The 14,979-nt window shown below is 39.8% G+C and carries 15 protein-coding genes and 1 other RNA gene; 12 read left to right on the top strand and 4 right to left on the bottom strand.

The window, feature by feature from the left end; translation table 11 throughout:
* Nucleotides 1-133 precede the first annotated feature (133 nt).
* The gene (locus PSR9079_RS21725) at nucleotides 134-331 is read right to left on the bottom strand and encodes a CsbD family protein (protein ID WP_149983230.1); all 198 of its coding nucleotides are present in this window, start codon (nucleotides 329-331) and stop codon (nucleotides 134-136) included.
* A gap of 268 nt (nucleotides 332-599) precedes the next feature.
* Here PSR9079_RS21725 and hrpB point away from each other — a divergent pair, with 268 nt between their 5' ends.
* The 6 genes from hrpB to PSR9079_RS21695 all read left to right on the top strand — a co-directional run bounded on the left by hrpB (nucleotide 600) and on the right by PSR9079_RS21695 (nucleotide 6,001).
* Nucleotides 600-3,023 carry an ATP-dependent helicase HrpB gene (gene hrpB / locus PSR9079_RS21720; protein ID WP_149983229.1) on the top strand — a complete coding sequence of 808 codons (2,424 nt, stop codon included), beginning with the start codon at nucleotides 600-602 and terminating at the stop codon, nucleotides 3,021-3,023.
* A gap of 114 nt (nucleotides 3,024-3,137) precedes the next feature.
* A complete protein-coding gene (locus tag PSR9079_RS21715) occupies nucleotides 3,138-3,482 on the top strand; it encodes a 5-carboxymethyl-2-hydroxymuconate Delta-isomerase (RefSeq protein WP_149983228.1) in 345 nt (114 codons plus the stop codon).
* A gap of 120 nt (nucleotides 3,483-3,602) precedes the next feature.
* Nucleotides 3,603-4,016 (top strand): DUF4019 domain-containing protein, encoded by a 414-nt coding sequence (locus PSR9079_RS21710; protein WP_149983227.1) that lies wholly within the window; start codon nucleotides 3,603-3,605, stop codon nucleotides 4,014-4,016.
* Between the two features lie 416 nt (nucleotides 4,017-4,432).
* Nucleotides 4,433-4,795, top strand: coding sequence for an outer membrane protein assembly factor BamE domain-containing protein (gene bamE, locus PSR9079_RS21705; RefSeq protein WP_145241390.1), 363 nt, complete (start codon nucleotides 4,433-4,435; stop codon nucleotides 4,793-4,795).
* Nucleotides 4,796-5,241: 446 nt separating this feature from the next.
* Nucleotides 5,242-5,709, top strand: a complete 468-nt coding sequence (locus tag PSR9079_RS21700; RefSeq protein ID WP_149983226.1) for a nuclear transport factor 2-like protein — start codon at nucleotides 5,242-5,244, stop codon at nucleotides 5,707-5,709.
* Nucleotides 5,710-5,809: 100 nt separating this feature from the next.
* Nucleotides 5,810-6,001, top strand: coding sequence for a DUF3185 family protein (locus PSR9079_RS21695; RefSeq protein WP_149983225.1), 192 nt, complete (start codon nucleotides 5,810-5,812; stop codon nucleotides 5,999-6,001).
* Between the two features lie 29 nt (nucleotides 6,002-6,030).
* On the opposite strand, the gene PSR9079_RS21690 is transcribed toward PSR9079_RS21695, so the two are convergent.
* Nucleotides 6,031-6,933 carry a LysR family transcriptional regulator gene (locus PSR9079_RS21690; protein WP_145241900.1) on the bottom strand — a complete coding sequence of 301 codons (903 nt, stop codon included), beginning with the start codon at nucleotides 6,931-6,933 and terminating at the stop codon, nucleotides 6,031-6,033.
* A gap of 149 nt (nucleotides 6,934-7,082) precedes the next feature.
* Between PSR9079_RS21690 and PSR9079_RS21685 the strand changes: the two genes are divergently transcribed.
* On the top strand, nucleotides 7,083-8,006 hold the full coding sequence (locus tag PSR9079_RS21685) for a DMT family transporter (RefSeq protein ID WP_149983224.1): 924 nt from the start codon (nucleotides 7,083-7,085) through the stop codon (nucleotides 8,004-8,006).
* A gap of 15 nt (nucleotides 8,007-8,021) precedes the next feature.
* On the opposite strand, the gene ssrS is transcribed toward PSR9079_RS21685, so the two are convergent.
* Nucleotides 8,022-8,205, bottom strand: a non-coding RNA gene (gene ssrS, locus PSR9079_RS21680) — 6S RNA.
* A gap of 194 nt (nucleotides 8,206-8,399) precedes the next feature.
* Between ssrS and PSR9079_RS21675 the strand changes: the two genes are divergently transcribed.
* From PSR9079_RS21675 to PSR9079_RS21655, 5 genes are all read left to right on the top strand, one after another.
* Nucleotides 8,400-8,963, top strand: coding sequence for a UPF0149 family protein (locus tag PSR9079_RS21675; RefSeq protein WP_145241895.1), 564 nt, complete (start codon nucleotides 8,400-8,402; stop codon nucleotides 8,961-8,963).
* A 31-nt stretch (nucleotides 8,964-8,994) separates the two neighbouring features.
* Entirely contained in the window at nucleotides 8,995-10,326 is a 1,332-nt protein-coding gene (gene pepP / locus PSR9079_RS21670) for a Xaa-Pro aminopeptidase (protein WP_145241892.1), read from the top strand.
* Nucleotides 10,327-10,335: 9 nt separating this feature from the next.
* A complete protein-coding gene (gene ubiH, locus PSR9079_RS21665; protein ID WP_149983223.1) occupies nucleotides 10,336-11,520 on the top strand; it encodes a 2-octaprenyl-6-methoxyphenyl hydroxylase in 1,185 nt (394 codons plus the stop codon).
* A complete protein-coding gene (locus PSR9079_RS21660) occupies nucleotides 11,517-12,683 on the top strand; it encodes an FAD-dependent monooxygenase (protein ID WP_149983222.1) in 1,167 nt (388 codons plus the stop codon). The genes ubiH and PSR9079_RS21660 overlap by 4 nt, the downstream gene beginning before the upstream one ends.
* Nucleotides 12,684-12,788: 105 nt before the next feature.
* Complete coding sequence (locus PSR9079_RS21655) at nucleotides 12,789-13,916, top strand: polysaccharide deacetylase family protein (protein ID WP_246175638.1); 1,128 nt, start codon at nucleotides 12,789-12,791, stop codon at nucleotides 13,914-13,916.
* A gap of 41 nt (nucleotides 13,917-13,957) precedes the next feature.
* Here PSR9079_RS21655 and PSR9079_RS21650 read toward each other — a convergent pair whose 3' ends face one another.
* Complete coding sequence (locus PSR9079_RS21650; protein ID WP_149983220.1) at nucleotides 13,958-14,827, bottom strand: AraC family transcriptional regulator; 870 nt, start codon at nucleotides 14,825-14,827, stop codon at nucleotides 13,958-13,960.
* Nucleotides 14,828-14,979: the final 152 nt, after the last annotated feature.

The raw sequence follows: 14,979 nt of genomic DNA, 5'->3' as shown, positions 1-14,979 counted from the left end.
ATAACCGACGACATTACTTGCTTCATCCTATGTATTAACTCGCTCTAATTCGAGCTGAAGTAATTATGGCTTAAAAAGTTAGGCAAGGATCAGTGTGTTTAACTTGACAGTGGGAGTCATACCAACGTTTTAATTAATGGCCTTTTTCAAACTCATCAACTTCACGCTCAGCTTCTTCTTTCGATTTACCGTATGCTTGTTGAATTTTACCAACCAGTTCTTTACGGCTACCTTCAATTTTATCTAAATCATCGTCAGTAAGATCGCCCCATTTACGTTGCGCTTTACCTTTAAGTTCTTTCCAATTACCTTCGATAAGATCACTGTTCATAATTAGCTCCTTATAATGTCGGTTTGTGAATTTACTTTCAGTTATAAAGAAGCAAGGCTTGCACCAAAATTAAATTATAACTTTATCATTAATAATCAATAGGTTAAATCTCCCTTGTTTAGAGATAAGTTTTTAATAGATTATAAGCTAAAAAATCTACGCAACGGTCTGTAATTATTGCAAACACTCAATAATCACCGATTTTATGAATCTGATTTACTACAGTTTTTTGTTACAATATCGGTAAAGCAATTTAGGATAAATAGCTGTGCTGCCGGTTAAAGACATATATCAACAACTCGTTACTACATTACAAAGTGATCCGATTACCTTGCTACAAGCGCCGCCGGGTGCGGGCAAGTCAACATGGTTACCATTGCAGTTGATGCGCGACGGGTACTTTAAGCACATTGTCATGCTTGAGCCGCGTCGCTTAGCTGCACGTAATATTGCCAACTATTTAGCACAGTGCCAAAACGAAACCGTAGGGCAAAGCGTTGGTTTACGTATCAGGCAGGAAACCAAAGTCAGTGTTAATACCCGCCTTGAAATTGTTACCGAGGGCATGCTCACGCGTATGCTACAAAACGACCCAGAGCTCAGTGGCGTTGACCTACTGATATTTGATGAATTTCATGAGCGCTCTATTGCGGCCGATACCGCATTAGCGTTTGCATTAGAATCTCAAGCTGCACTGCGTGATGATTTAACGATTTTATTGATGTCGGCAACCCTTGATAGCGAACGCTATCAGCAGTTTTTTGATTGTTCAATTATTAGTTCCCACGGGCGTAGCTTTCCCATCGATGAAATTTACATACCCATTAAAGATGAAAGCCGCTGGCTTGACGCTATGGCCAGTATTATCAAACAAGCTTTAGTTGAACAAACAGGCAGTGCGTTAGTTTTTTTGCCCGGTCAATATGAGATCAACCGCGTACAACAAGCGCTGTCAGATTTGCCTGCAAATTGCCATGTAGTTACTCTGTTTGGTGAACAAGATAAAGCATCTCAACAAGCTGCAATTGCCCCTGCGGCAAAAGGTACTCGTAAAGTGGTGCTGACCACCAATGTTGCCGAAACTAGCTTAACCATTGAAGGTATTCGTATTGTGGTTGATAGTGGCAAGCGCCGCGCTGCTAGTTTTAATTTAAAAACTGGCGTTACTGAACTCACCACACAAAGTATTTCTCGCTCATCGGCAATTCAACGAGCTGGGCGGGCTGGGCGTATTGAGCCCGGTGTAGTTTATAGGCTTGGTTCAAAACAAACCTTTGAGCGGCGTAATAGCCATGATGCGCCAGAAATTTTAAGTGCTGATATTAGCCAATTATTATTGGAGGCAAAATGCTGGGGCGCGGAGTTAACTGATCTAAGCTTGTTAGATAGTCCAACAGCACAACAAATACAGCAAGCAACAAAATTACTGCAAATGTTAGAGGCGCTCGATAATAACAATAAATTGACCCCCCTCGGTACACGTATGCTAAGTTTTGGCGCGGATATTCGCCTAGCGCACATGCTAATTAAAGCGCAGCAACTCGAACCTCAGATGCCAGGTATTTATACATTAGCGGCGTATTTAATTGCGTTATTAGAGAGTCGGATAAGCCATGCCGCAGATTTAAGCTTAGCATTACACAGTCAACATGCTCGGCCACATCCGGTATTTAAACAGCAACTGAAATTTTGGTTAAAGCGATTAAAGCTAACTGAAGTACGCGAACTACAAACCACTTATTTGGCTTTGCTGGTGGCGTTTGCTTTTCCTGATCGATTAGCTAAAAAGCGTGGCAATGGTTACTTGCTTGCCAATGGCGCAGGTGCTGAGCTAAACAACGAGCATTGGCATAACGAGGACTACCTTGCAATTGCTTCAATGGGAGGCCAAAAAGGCAGTCGTATTTTTGCAGCTGTTGCGTTTACTCCTACAGAGATTGAGGATGAACTGACACACTTATTTACTGCACAAACGCGCTGTGAATTTGACGAAAAAACAGGGCGCTTTATTCATCAAGATGAAGTCAAACTAGGGGCAATTACAGTTACTAGCCAACCGAGTAAACATCCGCTTGATAAAAGTGAGCGGGCGAAAGCGTGGTTAGCTTTATTTCAAAAACAAGGCTTTGAATTATTTAATGAACAAAGCGACAGTGAGCAGTTACTTATTCGTATGTGTTTAGCCAGTAATTTAGTGCCGGAGCAATTTCCTGTCGTCACTAAACAAAGCTTAATCGATGACGCACAGCTTTGGTTAGGTGCTTTTCTGGAAGATATAAAAACCCTCGAACAGTTGAAAAAGTTTAACTACTTTAATGCCTTGCAAAGTTGTTTTAATTGGCAACAACAAAATGCGTTAAATGATTTATTCCCGCTGAGAGTGTCAGTTCCAAGTGGCTCAAATATTCGTATTGAATATCAACTCGACGGCCCTGCAAAACTCAGTGTTCGTATGCAAGAAGTGTACGGCATGACCAGTACGCCAATATTAGCGCAAGGCAAGTTACCCTTATTAATGGAACTACTCTCACCAGCAAGACGACCTTTACAACTAACACAAGATCTTGCTGGCTTTTGGCAAACCAGCTATCGGGAGGTGCAAAAAGAAATGAAAGGTCGTTATCCAAAACACTTTTGGCCTGATAACCCCGCCACCAGTGCGGCTACGAGTAAAGTTAAAAGTAAGATGTGAAGGAGTTAGCAAGGACAAAGTTAGCAAGAGTAAAATTGACTATTAAGCAGTGTTTTATAGTTTAAAAAAAGGTAAGTTAAATACTTATTGACTGCATAAATAAGGAGTTATTTAATGCCACACTTTATTATAGATTGCTCGCAGAGTATCTTGACTCATCATGATGAAGATACCATTAATGAACAAATTCATCACACTGCAAACGCATCGGATTTGTTCGCTGAGCATGAAATTAAAGTCAGAGTAAACCCGTATAATCGTTATTTAGTGGGTAATAAACAGTACGAATTTATTCATGTTTTTGGATATATAATGGAGGGGCGAACGACTGAGCAAAAAGCTGAATTATCAAAAGCGATAGTGACTAAACTTACTCAGATGTTCCCACATATCGACAATATTGCAATGAATGTCAGTGACTTTGAAAAGGCAACATATTGTAATAAAAGCCAGCTTTAAGCAGAACATAGTGAGCGATGCTTCGACAGTGCAGATTGTTTTTTGAAAATCATTTATGGCAAAGTTGAACAGTGATTTTGTGCTTGAGGCAAAATAACTTGATAGAAAAAAGGACTCACCATGAAAAATATAATTGTTGTTTTATGTTTATTTATAAGCACATTAACGTGGGCTCAGACGCTAAGGGTTGTTGATGTATCAACAGAAATCGCCCCTGCGACTAGCTGGTTAGAAGTTGTTGATAGTGGTAAATACGCAAACAGTTGGCAGCAGGCTGGGGCGTTTTTTCAAAAAAATGTACCGCAAGCGCTTTGGGTATCTAAGTTAGAGCAAGTTCGTACGCCGCTAGGTGCTGTTACATCTCGCGAAGGTATCAGTCGTCAAGTGTTAACCTCAATACCGCAACTGCCCGACGGTGATTATGTGATTTTAGAGTTTCAAACTGATTTTGAAAATAAAGCACAGTCGATTGAAACCGTGACATTAAAAAAATCTGCTGAGCAATGGCAAGTGATTGGTTATTTTATCCAGTGAATTAACCTATTATTACTACAGCTGTATTTTTTAACGAAATAAAAAATATAAAATAATTATTAAAAATTGGAGTTTACAAAAATAAAATAATGATAATGACATTTATTGTTGCTGATGTTGCATTAATTTACTTTAGTTGTGGATTGTTGCGCTCTACTAGTGAGTAAGTTATCCAAATGAAATCATGGTATAAAATGGTAGCTATAGTGGGTTGGAAAGTAATATCTAATCATAAGTGGGATTGAAATATTTATAATTATAGTATTTGTTTTTTTTATTTTATTATACATTTTTACTGATTAATTTTTTATCTTTAATATGTTTCCATTTGGGGTTGATATTTTATTTTTTTGTTCATAATTAACGCGCTTAATCGCGTTGAAATGGAATTTAAAAGATAATTATTAAGGAATGACATGAAAAAGATATTATTAACAATTGCAATGGCGTTTGTTTTGGCCGCATGTAATAGCACCTCACAAGGCCGTGATTTTGATATGGAAGTTGTAAAAGGCTTCAAAAAAGGCGAAACAACTCAAGAGCAAGTCAAAGAAGCGATTGGCGACCCTATGGGCGTTAATGATATAGGTAATGACGAAGTTGTATGGACATACAGCTACAGCGAAGGTCAAGGCGGTGGTGTAGGCTTTATTCCATACGCAGGCCATGTCGGTGGTTCTCAAAATGAGACAAAGAATGTAACAATCCGTTTTAATGCTAAAGGCATTGTATCAGGTTTATCATTCAATGAATCAGCTGGTAGTTCTTCACACCTATAACTCGTTACTATCTATTTCAACGCATTTCTATTACGGCTGCTTAGCAGTCGTAATACCCCTATTATTTATCCTCTCCCTAAATCAATCACTTTTTTATATTAAATGGTCATTAAGTTTTATATTTATTTTAAAGTAAATTATAGGCTGGTTGTTAGTCTAATGACTTTTTATTTAAATAAGTTATTGAGTGTGTTGATTTTATTATGCATTGAAAGTGCCGGTGAACATTAAAATAATTTAATTAAAAAGGTATGGGTCTTAAGTTGTAGAAGATTCGCTACATGCTTACTGAGATTGTCCAGAACAAGCCAGCCTTTTAGATGATATTTTATAAGAGTATTTTATAAAACCATCCGGCGAAGCGTGATTTATTATAAAAAGACTATACATTTTAGTTTGTTGCTGTTTTGATAGAGTGATAATTAAACACAATGCAAGAGAGCATAATGAAATACGTTACTTTTTTATTGTTAGCTGTTATCGCAACTTTTAACTTACATGCAAAAGACGAAAATAACGAACTAGAAGGACTCGCCCAGCAATATTTTTCCACCATGACGGCAACTCAGGCGCCTAAAGCTAGCAGTAAAGAACTAGAAGCTTTTTTAGCGTTACTCACTGACGATGTTGCTAATCAACACCTACCTTATCAAAGCGATGATTCTCGTTCACCTGACGGTAAGGCCATGATGCGCAAAGGTATGACTTTTTATCTAGGTGCCCACACTGAATATGAAGCAAAGTTACTTGATACTTTCATATTTAATCATACCGCTATTGCGATTCGTTACACGCAACACGCGAAAGGTGTGCACCCGCAAAACAAGCAACTGATTGAATACACCCAAACGTTGATGGATGTTCTAGAAATTGAAAACGGTAAGATTGCGGTGATCCGTAAATACCATGAGTAATTTTTAAATAGCGGTGTGAAGGTTATTTTTAGTTTTTGCTTAAATCAATATCTTAGCGTATTTTTAGAGATTACCTCTGTTAGCTTTAATAGGAATTAAAATGAATAAAGTAATTGGTATTGTGCTGATCTGTATTGGAGCTGCACTGGCTTTTTGGGGTTATGACGTTTATGACTCTGCAAGTGCGCAAATTACGCGAACTTTTAGTGGTGATACACCCATCGAGGCATGGGCTGGAATGGTCGGTGGTGTTGTCTGTATTGTATTAGGTGCACTAAAAGTTAAAAATTAACTTTTAGTAAGCCGTAGGCTGATAAACTTTTATTGATTAGAAAACTGCGATTTTAACCATTTTTTTAATATCAATATAGTGGCTTGTTCACGCTTGCTATGGCTGGTAGCAAAATAAAACTGTTGATGTGGGTTTAATACCGGCTCACCTATTTGCACCAGCATACCCTGTTGAATATCATCTTTTACAAATTGTTTATGGGTGACCAAAACACCTAATTGGCGCATTGCCGCTTGCGTTGCTTGTACTGAAATATTAAAAGTGAGGTTTTTATGTTGTTTCGGTATTGCTAATTGATGGGCGTTACACCATACGTGCCAATCGTTATCGCGGCGTGGGTTTATGGCAAAAATAGCCGGGAAACGAGTAAGTAGCTCTTTGCCAGTTTGGCAATCTGTGGGCAAGGTTTTTATTAATTCAGGACTACATACTAAAATAAGCTCATCATCAGCCAGTTTTTCGCAGTGATATTGCGCCCAATCTTGTTGTTTACCATGCACCAAAGCGACATCCACGCCATGTTGCTCTAAGTTAAACTCTCCGACTAAATTAGATAAACGCACATCTAACTCTGGCGCGTAAGCTTGTAGTTCCGCTACTCGTGGGATCCACCAATGCAATGCCATCGAGTTCACCATATTTAAAGTTAAGTGCGCGCAGAGCTGACTCGCAGAGATCTCAAAACTTGCAGCTATAATCTCATTTAGAGCTGGCTGTACTCGCAGGTAATAGCGTTTACCCGTGCTATTTAGCTCAACTCGTCGGCCGATACGAGTAAATAATTGAGTGTTTAGTTGCGATTCAAGAGACTTAATTGCTTGGCTTATTGCAGAATGACTAATATTTAATTGCTCAGCAGCGAGGACCATACTTCCAGTTTCTGCGACTGCAATAAAACTATGAAGCGATTTTAAAGGAATAGAGTTAGCCATAGTTTCTCATTGTTAAGTTTTACTTACAGGTTTGTGCATAATTACTCGCTTTTTCATTCTACCTATTTACGCTAATTTAGCGCCTCAGATTAATGTTAAGCTTATCATTCTCAATGTGAAACGTATTTCTCGTTGAGAAAGGAGTTGTTATGGCTGCTTTATTACGACCCAGTATGTTTATGCTGTTATCCACATTTACTTTAGCGTTGAATAGTTTATTTTCAAAGCTTTTAACTGAGTATTTTAGTGATGCAATATTAGTGATGTTGCGTTTATTACTTCCTGCGTTAGTTATGTTGTTTATTGCTGCATGCAGCCGCTGGGTGATGCCAAATCAAGCAGCTTGGGGTGCATTTATCTTACGTGCCATTTTTATTGCCAGTTGCCAAGGTTGTTTTATGTTGGCCTTAAGTCGCTTAACGTTAATTGAGGCCGTGGTATTATTTAGTACTGGGCCGTTATTTATTCCGCTACTTGAGCGCTATTTTTATAAAACCAAAATCAGTCGAATGGTTTTACCTACCTTAATATTAATGGGCATTGGCGTGGTGATGCAAAACTTAACCGTACAAGGGATAACGTGGCGCTGGGAATTATTAATAGGTTTAGCGGCTGGTTTTTTTAATGGTTGCTCGCAAGTTGCTTTATTTAGAGCCAGTAAAATAAATTTACCTATCTTGGTAATAAACGGGTGCTGTTTTGCAATTGCAGCATTGTTTGTTTTACCTGTGATGGTTATTTTTACCAGCCAAGTTGAGTATCAACAAAGTATAATAATGATAGTCAATTTCGAGCAGGGGATCTTATTGTTATTATTGTTTTTAGGACTTTCAACTGCTGCAACTCAGTTTTTTCGTTCCAAAGCATATAGATTAGTTGATTCAAACTCACAGCTGGCGCCTTTAATTTATACTAACTTAATCTTTGCGGTGTTATTCCAGTTTTTATTTTTTAGTACCGTAATGAGTTTGATGCAAATTCTGGGTACGAGCTTAATTGCATTTGCGACGCTATTAAATACATTTGGCTCATATTATTATCAATGGTTTAAAGCACAACAGCAGATAGTATAAAGGAAGGTAAGAAAGGTGTTCCCCAAGTATGTGGCACTCGGTGTCAGTCCTGAAACCATAAGGTCTCAGGGCGGGAATCTGCGGTTTGCCGTAGGCTTCTCGGTACATGCCGAGCTTGCACAATAGCAGACGAACAGAAACCCTAACATAAAATTTATCGGCTCAGGGACTTAACCAAGCTCCAACACCCTAGGGAACAAATTCAGTATATAAGACATAAGCCAATCCTTACACCCCAAATTCAAAATAATTATACTGTTCGAGTGATTTTCCAGCACTGGTAACTGGCTATTTACTTTTCGGATTGCTTTTTGACCTCAATCATACTTTTCATTGGAGTTGCTATTTATCGAGTGGTAGCATTGACTTAATTAGCCAAGCGAAGATCTCAGCATGAACGAATTACCAGATTACCAACAAGCCCAATTACTATTGGAAAAAAACGAAATATTTGTCACTCCTTCAGAAGCACACGGCGTGATCAGTGGATTATTAGCCTGCGGCTTGAGTATTGAAGCCAAAGAATACTTAGGCTTATTAAGCGATGTGTTTAATGATGGCCAAGCATTTAGCCATGATCTGAAAGAATTTTTTGCCATTATTTATAAGCAAGTTGTAGAAAGCTTTAACAACGAAGAGTTTCAATTTGATTTATTTTTACCAAGTGATGACGAAACCTTAGTAGATCAAGCGAATGGTTTAGTGTCATGGGTCGCTGGGTTTATGCTTGGTTTTGGCTTAAAGCAAAAAGACTATGGCAAGTTATCAGCTGATGTAAAAGAAGTGATCAGTGATTTTAGTGAAATTACGCGTTTAGATACCATGTTTGATGAAACCGAAGAAGACAGCCAAGCATTGCACGAAGTAATTGAATATGTGCGAGTTTCTGCGCTGTTGTGTTTTGCTGAACTTGGTCAAGAGCAAGCGCCAAAAAGCACTAAAAAAACACTTCACTAAGTTAAAATTAACAGTATAAACAGGGTTTATAATGCCAACAGTTAAAATAGAAAAAGCAGAGTTTAAAGCACGCAGAGATCGTTTACTTGCCATGATGGAACCAAACAGTGTGGCTATCATTCCAGCGGCAAGTGAAGTAACCCGCAGCCGTGATACTGAATATGCGTTTCGCCAAGATAGCGACTTCTTCTACCTAACTGGCTTTAATGAACCCGATGCAGTGTTAGTGCTTTGCCCAAGCAGCGATACACCGAGTACGCTGTTTTGTTTGAACAAAGATAAGCTGGCGGAAATTTGGCATGGTCGTCGTATTGGTTTTGAAAAAGCTAAAAAAGATTATTTATTCGACCAAACATGTGCACTGAGTGAACTAACTGAACAATTATTGAATTTGGTGAACGGCCAGCAGATTTTATTTTATGCACAAGGTACTTATCCACAGTTTGACGATAAAGTGTGGGCGTTATTAAATACGCTGCGTGGCGCGCCTAAAAAAGGTTATAAAGCGCCACATACGATTAAAGATATTCGTGGTTTAGTGCACGAAATGCGTTTATTTAAATCACCTGCTGAGGTGAATATTATGCGCCAAGCGTGTGAAATAAGTGCCCAAGGACATATTCGTGCTATGCAGTTTGCAAAGCCAGGCGCTACCGAATATCAGCTAGAAGCCGAGCTTCATCATCATTACGCTATGCATGGTGCGCGTCATCCCGCCTATGGCACCATTGTCGGCGGTGGCGATAACGCCAATATATTGCATTACACTGCTAACAGTGATGTGCTGACCGACGGTGATTTAGTGCTGATTGATTCTGGCGCTGAACTGCAAGGTTACGCGGCAGATATTACGCGTACTTTCCCTATTAATGGGCAATTTAGTCAACCTCAAGCTGAGCTTTATAACATTGTTCTAGCGGCGCAAGCAGCAGCGTTTACTGAAGTAAAGCCCGGTGGTAGCTTATCAAAGGCTAATAAATTAGCGATGACAGTGCTCACCCAAGGCTTAGTTGATTTAGGTATTTTGCAAGGTGAGTTACAAGAGTTACTTGATAACCAAGCATGTAAAGCATTTTATATGCACGGCCTTGGTCATTGGCTTGGCCTTGATGTGCATGATGTAGGCGACTATAAAAAAGACGAAAAAGAACGCCCATTTGAAGCTGGTATGGTACTCACTATTGAACCTGGCTTGTATGTTAGCCTAGATGCGCAAGCACCTGAGCAATATAAGGGCATTGGTATTCGTATTGAAGATAACCTGTTAGTGACCGAGCAAGGCCACGAAAATCTTACCTTGAGTGTGCCAAAAAGTATCAGCGAGATTGAAGCGTTAATGCAAAAGCAAGCAATTAACCGCTAGGAGCATAACGTGGCAGAGCAGTTTGATGTTGTTATTATCGGTGGTGGCTTAGCGGGTGCCAGTTGTGCGCTGAGTCTTGCGAAACATGCGCCGCAATTAACGATTGCGGTGGTTGAAGCAAATCAACCAAGCACTGAACACCATCCTAGTTTTGACGACCGAAGTATCGCCTTAGCACAACAATCGGTGCAATTTTTACAGACCATTAATGCCTTTGATATTGATGCCTCATTTGCTGCGGCAATTAAAAAAGTGACCGTGTCGGATCGCGGTCACTTTGGTAAAACGCAGATCGATTGTGCGCAATTTTCGCAGTCAGCTCTAGGTTATGTTGTTGAGGTAAATCCGTTTGGTCGTGCTTTACATCAACAACTTGCAGCTACCCAAGTGGTCATGTATTGCCCTGACAGTGTTGCAGATATTACCTATCAGCATGATTTTGCAAGTATTACTTTGCAGTCTGGTGCTCAACTTAATGGCCAATTAGTGGTGATTGCCGACGGTGCGCAATCGGCTACTCGCCAGCTGGCAAAGATCAATTTTACTCCTGAGCCTTATTCACAAGGGGCGATCATTGCCAATATTGAAGTGGCAGGTGGTCATCATAACCATGCTTTTGAGCGCTTTACTGAGCATGGACCAATGGCATTACTCCCGATGAGTAATAACCGTTACTCGTTAGTATGGTGTATGGATAAAGCCGATATTGACGCGCATATGCAGCTTGACGACAGCGCTTTTGTAAGTGCTTTGCAAACTGCATTTGGTTATCGTGGCGGGCAATTTACTAAAGTCGGCATGCGTGCAAACTATCCACTGGTGTATGGCCGTGCTGAGTCATTAAGTGCTCACCGTACGGTACTAATTGGCAATGCAGGGCATGCGATTCATCCTATTGCAGGGCAGGGCTTTAATTTAGGCCTGCGCGATGTGCAACTTCTATGTGAATTAGTAAAGAGCGAATTGGCAATTGGCAGTTACCTATTTACCCGTGAATATGCCAAACAACGTAACCAAGATATAACCACTGTAATGACGTTAACAGATTCTTTAGTGCGGTTATTTTCAAACTCATCACGAATACTCGCATTTGGTCGCAGCTGTGGTCTATTCGCCATGGATTTGTGTTCTTCTTTAAAAACACCTTTAGCTAAGCAATTAATGGGTCAGGTTAAACAAGGTAAACGACTATGAAACAGACACAAGTATGTGTTGTGGGGGGCGGCTGTGTTGGCTTAACCCTCGCGCTGGGGCTTGTTAAAGCCAATATCAGTGTAGTAGTAATTGATGCTGCAGCAAAACAAGTATTGCCGGGCGATGAATACGCTTTACGCGTAAGTGCACTGAGCCTTGCCAGCCAACACTTGTTTGAATCTTTGCAAGTGTGGCCTGAGATCATTGCTCAAAGAGCATGCGCTTATACCCATATGGATGTGCGCGACCAAGATAGCTTTGGCAAAATTGCTTTTAACAGCGATGAACTGGACCTTCCTCATTTAGGTCATATTGTTGAAAACGACATCATTCGTTATGCACTGATCAATGAATTAGAACAACACAGCCAAGCAACACTTATGTTTGATACACGCTATCAACAAATACACCAAACTGACAATGACGTCTTTATAACCTTAGACTCTGGTGAGCCGGTTATAGCCAAGTTATTAGTGGCAGCCGATGGCGCAAATTCAGCGATTCGGAAACAGTTTAATTTGCCCATTACGTTTAAAGATTATGATCATAACGCCATCGTTGCGACGGTAAGAACCACTGAGCCACATAATAATACTGCGCGCCAAGTATTTTTACCTACTGGACCACTGGCGTTTTTACCGCTGCCAGATGCCAATACGCACTCAATTGTATGGTCAACCAGTCCTGCGCATTGCCAAACGTTACTAGCCATGGATGATAGCGATTTTAATAAAGCAGTTATGGCAGCCCTTGATGGCCAATGCGGTTTATGTGAGGTACAAAGTGCGCGCACAGCATTCCCGCTGAAAATGCGTTACGCGCAGCAATGGGTGACAGGTAAAGTGGTATTAATGGGCGATGCCGCACATACCATTCATCCGTTAGCTGGGCTTGGTATGAACTTAGGCCTTAAAGATGCCGCTTACCTTATTGAGCTGTTAACTGCTGACAATAAAGAGTTTGCCAGTAATCGACTATTACGAGATTACGAGCGTACCCGCAAGCTTGATGCACAAAAGCATATTGCCATGATGCAAGGCTTAAAAGAATTATTTGCAGGCGCTAACCCACTTAAAAAACTGGTACGTGGTGTGGGTTTAAGCTTGGTTGATAACTTAGGCCCAATTAAGCACCTGTTTGCCAAGCAAGCGATAGGGAAGTAGCAGAGATTCATTTTGTTTGATTAATACCTAAATTGCATTGCTTCGTATCAGTCGATGGCTAAATAGCATGCAATATTAATTAGGTGTTAATTAATGGAGAACAAAATGAAAAATAAAACGGCAGTAACGCTATTGTGTGCAAGTTTATGCTCAACTTACAGCTTTGCAGATGACGACAAGGTTATCTATTTAACGTTTGATGATGGCCCGATTAATGCCACCTCAGGGCTAATTGATGCTTTAGATGAGGCACAAATAAAAGCGACATTTTTTATCAATGCTTTTCACATGTATGGTGAAGGCGATGAAAATGAACAACACTCACAATTAGCATTAGCTAAGCTTTTAAATAGCGGTCACCTTTTAGCTAACCATAGTTATGACCATATGTTGCATAATTGCACGGATGGAGAGCGCTCTGGTGCTGTTTATTGTAACGAAGTTGGTTTATGGCCAGTTAAATCCTACCAAGATGTAAGTACCGATTATGATTACTTTGAGCTTAATACTCAAAAGGTCTTGGCGTTATTACCTAATGCAGAAAGCTTCCCAAACTTTAAAATGAGAACAATGGCACGCTTGCCATATACAAATGCGTGGCGTGTTACGAAAACTTTTAAAGGTGATGGTTTATGCGCAACATCTGATAATTTACCACCTTGGGATCCAGCTTTTTCTTGTGATCCACAGGTTTCTACCAATAGCTCACAAGTCGCAGTAAAAATATCTGATAAATTAGCAAGCGACGACTATAAGGTTTATGGTTGGGATTTTGATTGGGGCCCAGTGAACTGGGGCGTTGATTACCCTGCAGAAACAATGGCAGATGGTATTCAAATGGTCGAAAGCATTAATCAAATCGTCAATACTTGCCCTGGCAAAACAATGGATCCTGTCAATAGCCGCACGCAAAACTTAGATTGCAGCGATGGATTAGCAGCGAATAAAGTAGTGATACTCACCCATGACTTTTTGTTTGAAGATGGTCCGCGTGGGCAAGGTGCGACGATTAACTTGCCCAAAATTAAAAGCTTTGTTGAGCACGCAAGAGCAGAAGGTTATCGATTTGATACACTTGATAATTATGCGCCTCAATGGCAACAAAACAGGCAATACGAAGCTGCTAATTTTGTAAGTTATCAAGATAAAATTTATTCTGTGTTACAAGCACATTATTCCCAAAGTAATTGGCAGCCTTCCAACACGCCTGCATTGTGGTTACTTGAAAAATAACGGTATTTATAAAAGGTAGGTAGCCCTACCTTTTTACTCTTTCACACTAATGATTTTTGTTTTAAGCGCTTTCTAAATTGGCTTGGTGTTGTCCCTTTTAGTGTTAAAAAGCGGCGATTAAAGTTAGAGGTATTTTTAAACCCACATTGATCGCTGATAGCCGTAATAGCGCGGTTAGTATTGATCAATAGCTTACAAGCTTGACCAATTCTTAACTGGTTAATAAATTCTGTTAAAGTGCGTTCCATACGCTTTTTAAAAAAGCGGTGAAAGTGGTTAGTGCTCATATGCGCCATGTTAGCTAATTGTTCTGCGCTTAAGCCCTCGGTGTAATGGCGATAAATATAATCAATCACTTTATCAAATTTATCTTTTGCGGGATCAGTTTCATTAGTGTAGCAAAAACTCGCGCTAGAAAGCTGCTGAGGGACTGCTTCTTGGCTCATTAAATACAGTAATTTAAATAAACCTAAATATTGCTCAAAAGGGTTACTGACCTCGATTTTTTCAAAATATGATTTCGCTATCATCGCTGTTTTAGTCGAGAATTTAAGGCCTTGTCGCGCAGCGATTAATAACTCTTCAAGTATGGCAAATTCAGGGTGACTAGTAATTTGCTGACTAAGCCATTTTTTTGGAATTTGTGCAACGTGAACAACTTGTACACTGTTATCTATATTCGGTGACGATTGCCAAGTATGGGGCAAATCAGCACCAAGGATCACTAGATCAAGTTCGCCATAAGGAGCAATGTAATCGCCAATATGGCATACCCCTTGACTGTTTAAAGTAAGGCAAATCTCAAAGTCTGGATGGTAATGCCAATTAAATGGAATGTAATCAAGCGTATATTTACAATAGCGCCACGATGAATTGGTATTAGGAATGACTTTTTCACACATTGCCCGCATGACGACCTCCTTATTTATTTTAGTCCCTATATTGAACAATTTTTAGCAGTCCAAGTAATACTTTTCAATTCACTTTTAGTATTAATCTATTGCGCACGATTCTTTGCTTACAGGACATTGAACATTTTGCCATCAAAGTTAACATTTCTTTG

The organism is Pseudoalteromonas rhizosphaerae (assembly GCF_902498845.1).
In the GTDB taxonomy this organism is placed as follows: Bacteria; Pseudomonadota; Gammaproteobacteria; order Enterobacterales; family Alteromonadaceae; genus Pseudoalteromonas; species Pseudoalteromonas rhizosphaerae.
This window is presented reverse-complemented; position numbering and strand designations above follow the sequence as displayed.

Excerpts from the sequence above, each read along its gene's own strand:
- PSR9079_RS21725 (WP_149983230.1), bottom strand. The coding sequence starts at position 331 with ATGAACAGTGATCTTATCGAAGGTAATTGGAAAGAACTTAAAGGTAAA.
- PSR9079_RS21715 (WP_149983228.1), top strand. The coding sequence starts at position 3,138 with ATGCCACACTTTATTATAGATTGCTCGCAGAGTATCTTGACTCATCAT.
- PSR9079_RS21710 (WP_149983227.1), top strand. The coding sequence starts at position 3,603 with ATGAAAAATATAATTGTTGTTTTATGTTTATTTATAAGCACATTAACG.
- bamE (WP_145241390.1), top strand. The coding sequence starts at position 4,433 with ATGAAAAAGATATTATTAACAATTGCAATGGCGTTTGTTTTGGCCGCA.
- PSR9079_RS21700 (WP_149983226.1), top strand. The coding sequence starts at position 5,242 with ATGAAATACGTTACTTTTTTATTGTTAGCTGTTATCGCAACTTTTAAC.
- PSR9079_RS21695 (WP_149983225.1), top strand. The coding sequence starts at position 5,810 with ATGAATAAAGTAATTGGTATTGTGCTGATCTGTATTGGAGCTGCACTG.
- PSR9079_RS21690 (WP_145241900.1), bottom strand. The coding sequence starts at position 6,933 with ATGGCTAACTCTATTCCTTTAAAATCGCTTCATAGTTTTATTGCAGTC.
- PSR9079_RS21685 (WP_149983224.1), top strand. The coding sequence starts at position 7,083 with ATGGCTGCTTTATTACGACCCAGTATGTTTATGCTGTTATCCACATTT.
- PSR9079_RS21675 (WP_145241895.1), top strand. The coding sequence starts at position 8,400 with ATGAACGAATTACCAGATTACCAACAAGCCCAATTACTATTGGAAAAA.
- pepP (WP_145241892.1), top strand. The coding sequence starts at position 8,995 with ATGCCAACAGTTAAAATAGAAAAAGCAGAGTTTAAAGCACGCAGAGAT.
- PSR9079_RS21660 (WP_149983222.1), top strand. The coding sequence starts at position 11,517 with ATGAAACAGACACAAGTATGTGTTGTGGGGGGCGGCTGTGTTGGCTTA.
- PSR9079_RS21655 (WP_246175638.1), top strand. The coding sequence starts at position 12,789 with ATGAAAAATAAAACGGCAGTAACGCTATTGTGTGCAAGTTTATGCTCA.
- PSR9079_RS21650 (WP_149983220.1), bottom strand. The coding sequence starts at position 14,827 with ATGCGGGCAATGTGTGAAAAAGTCATTCCTAATACCAATTCATCGTGG.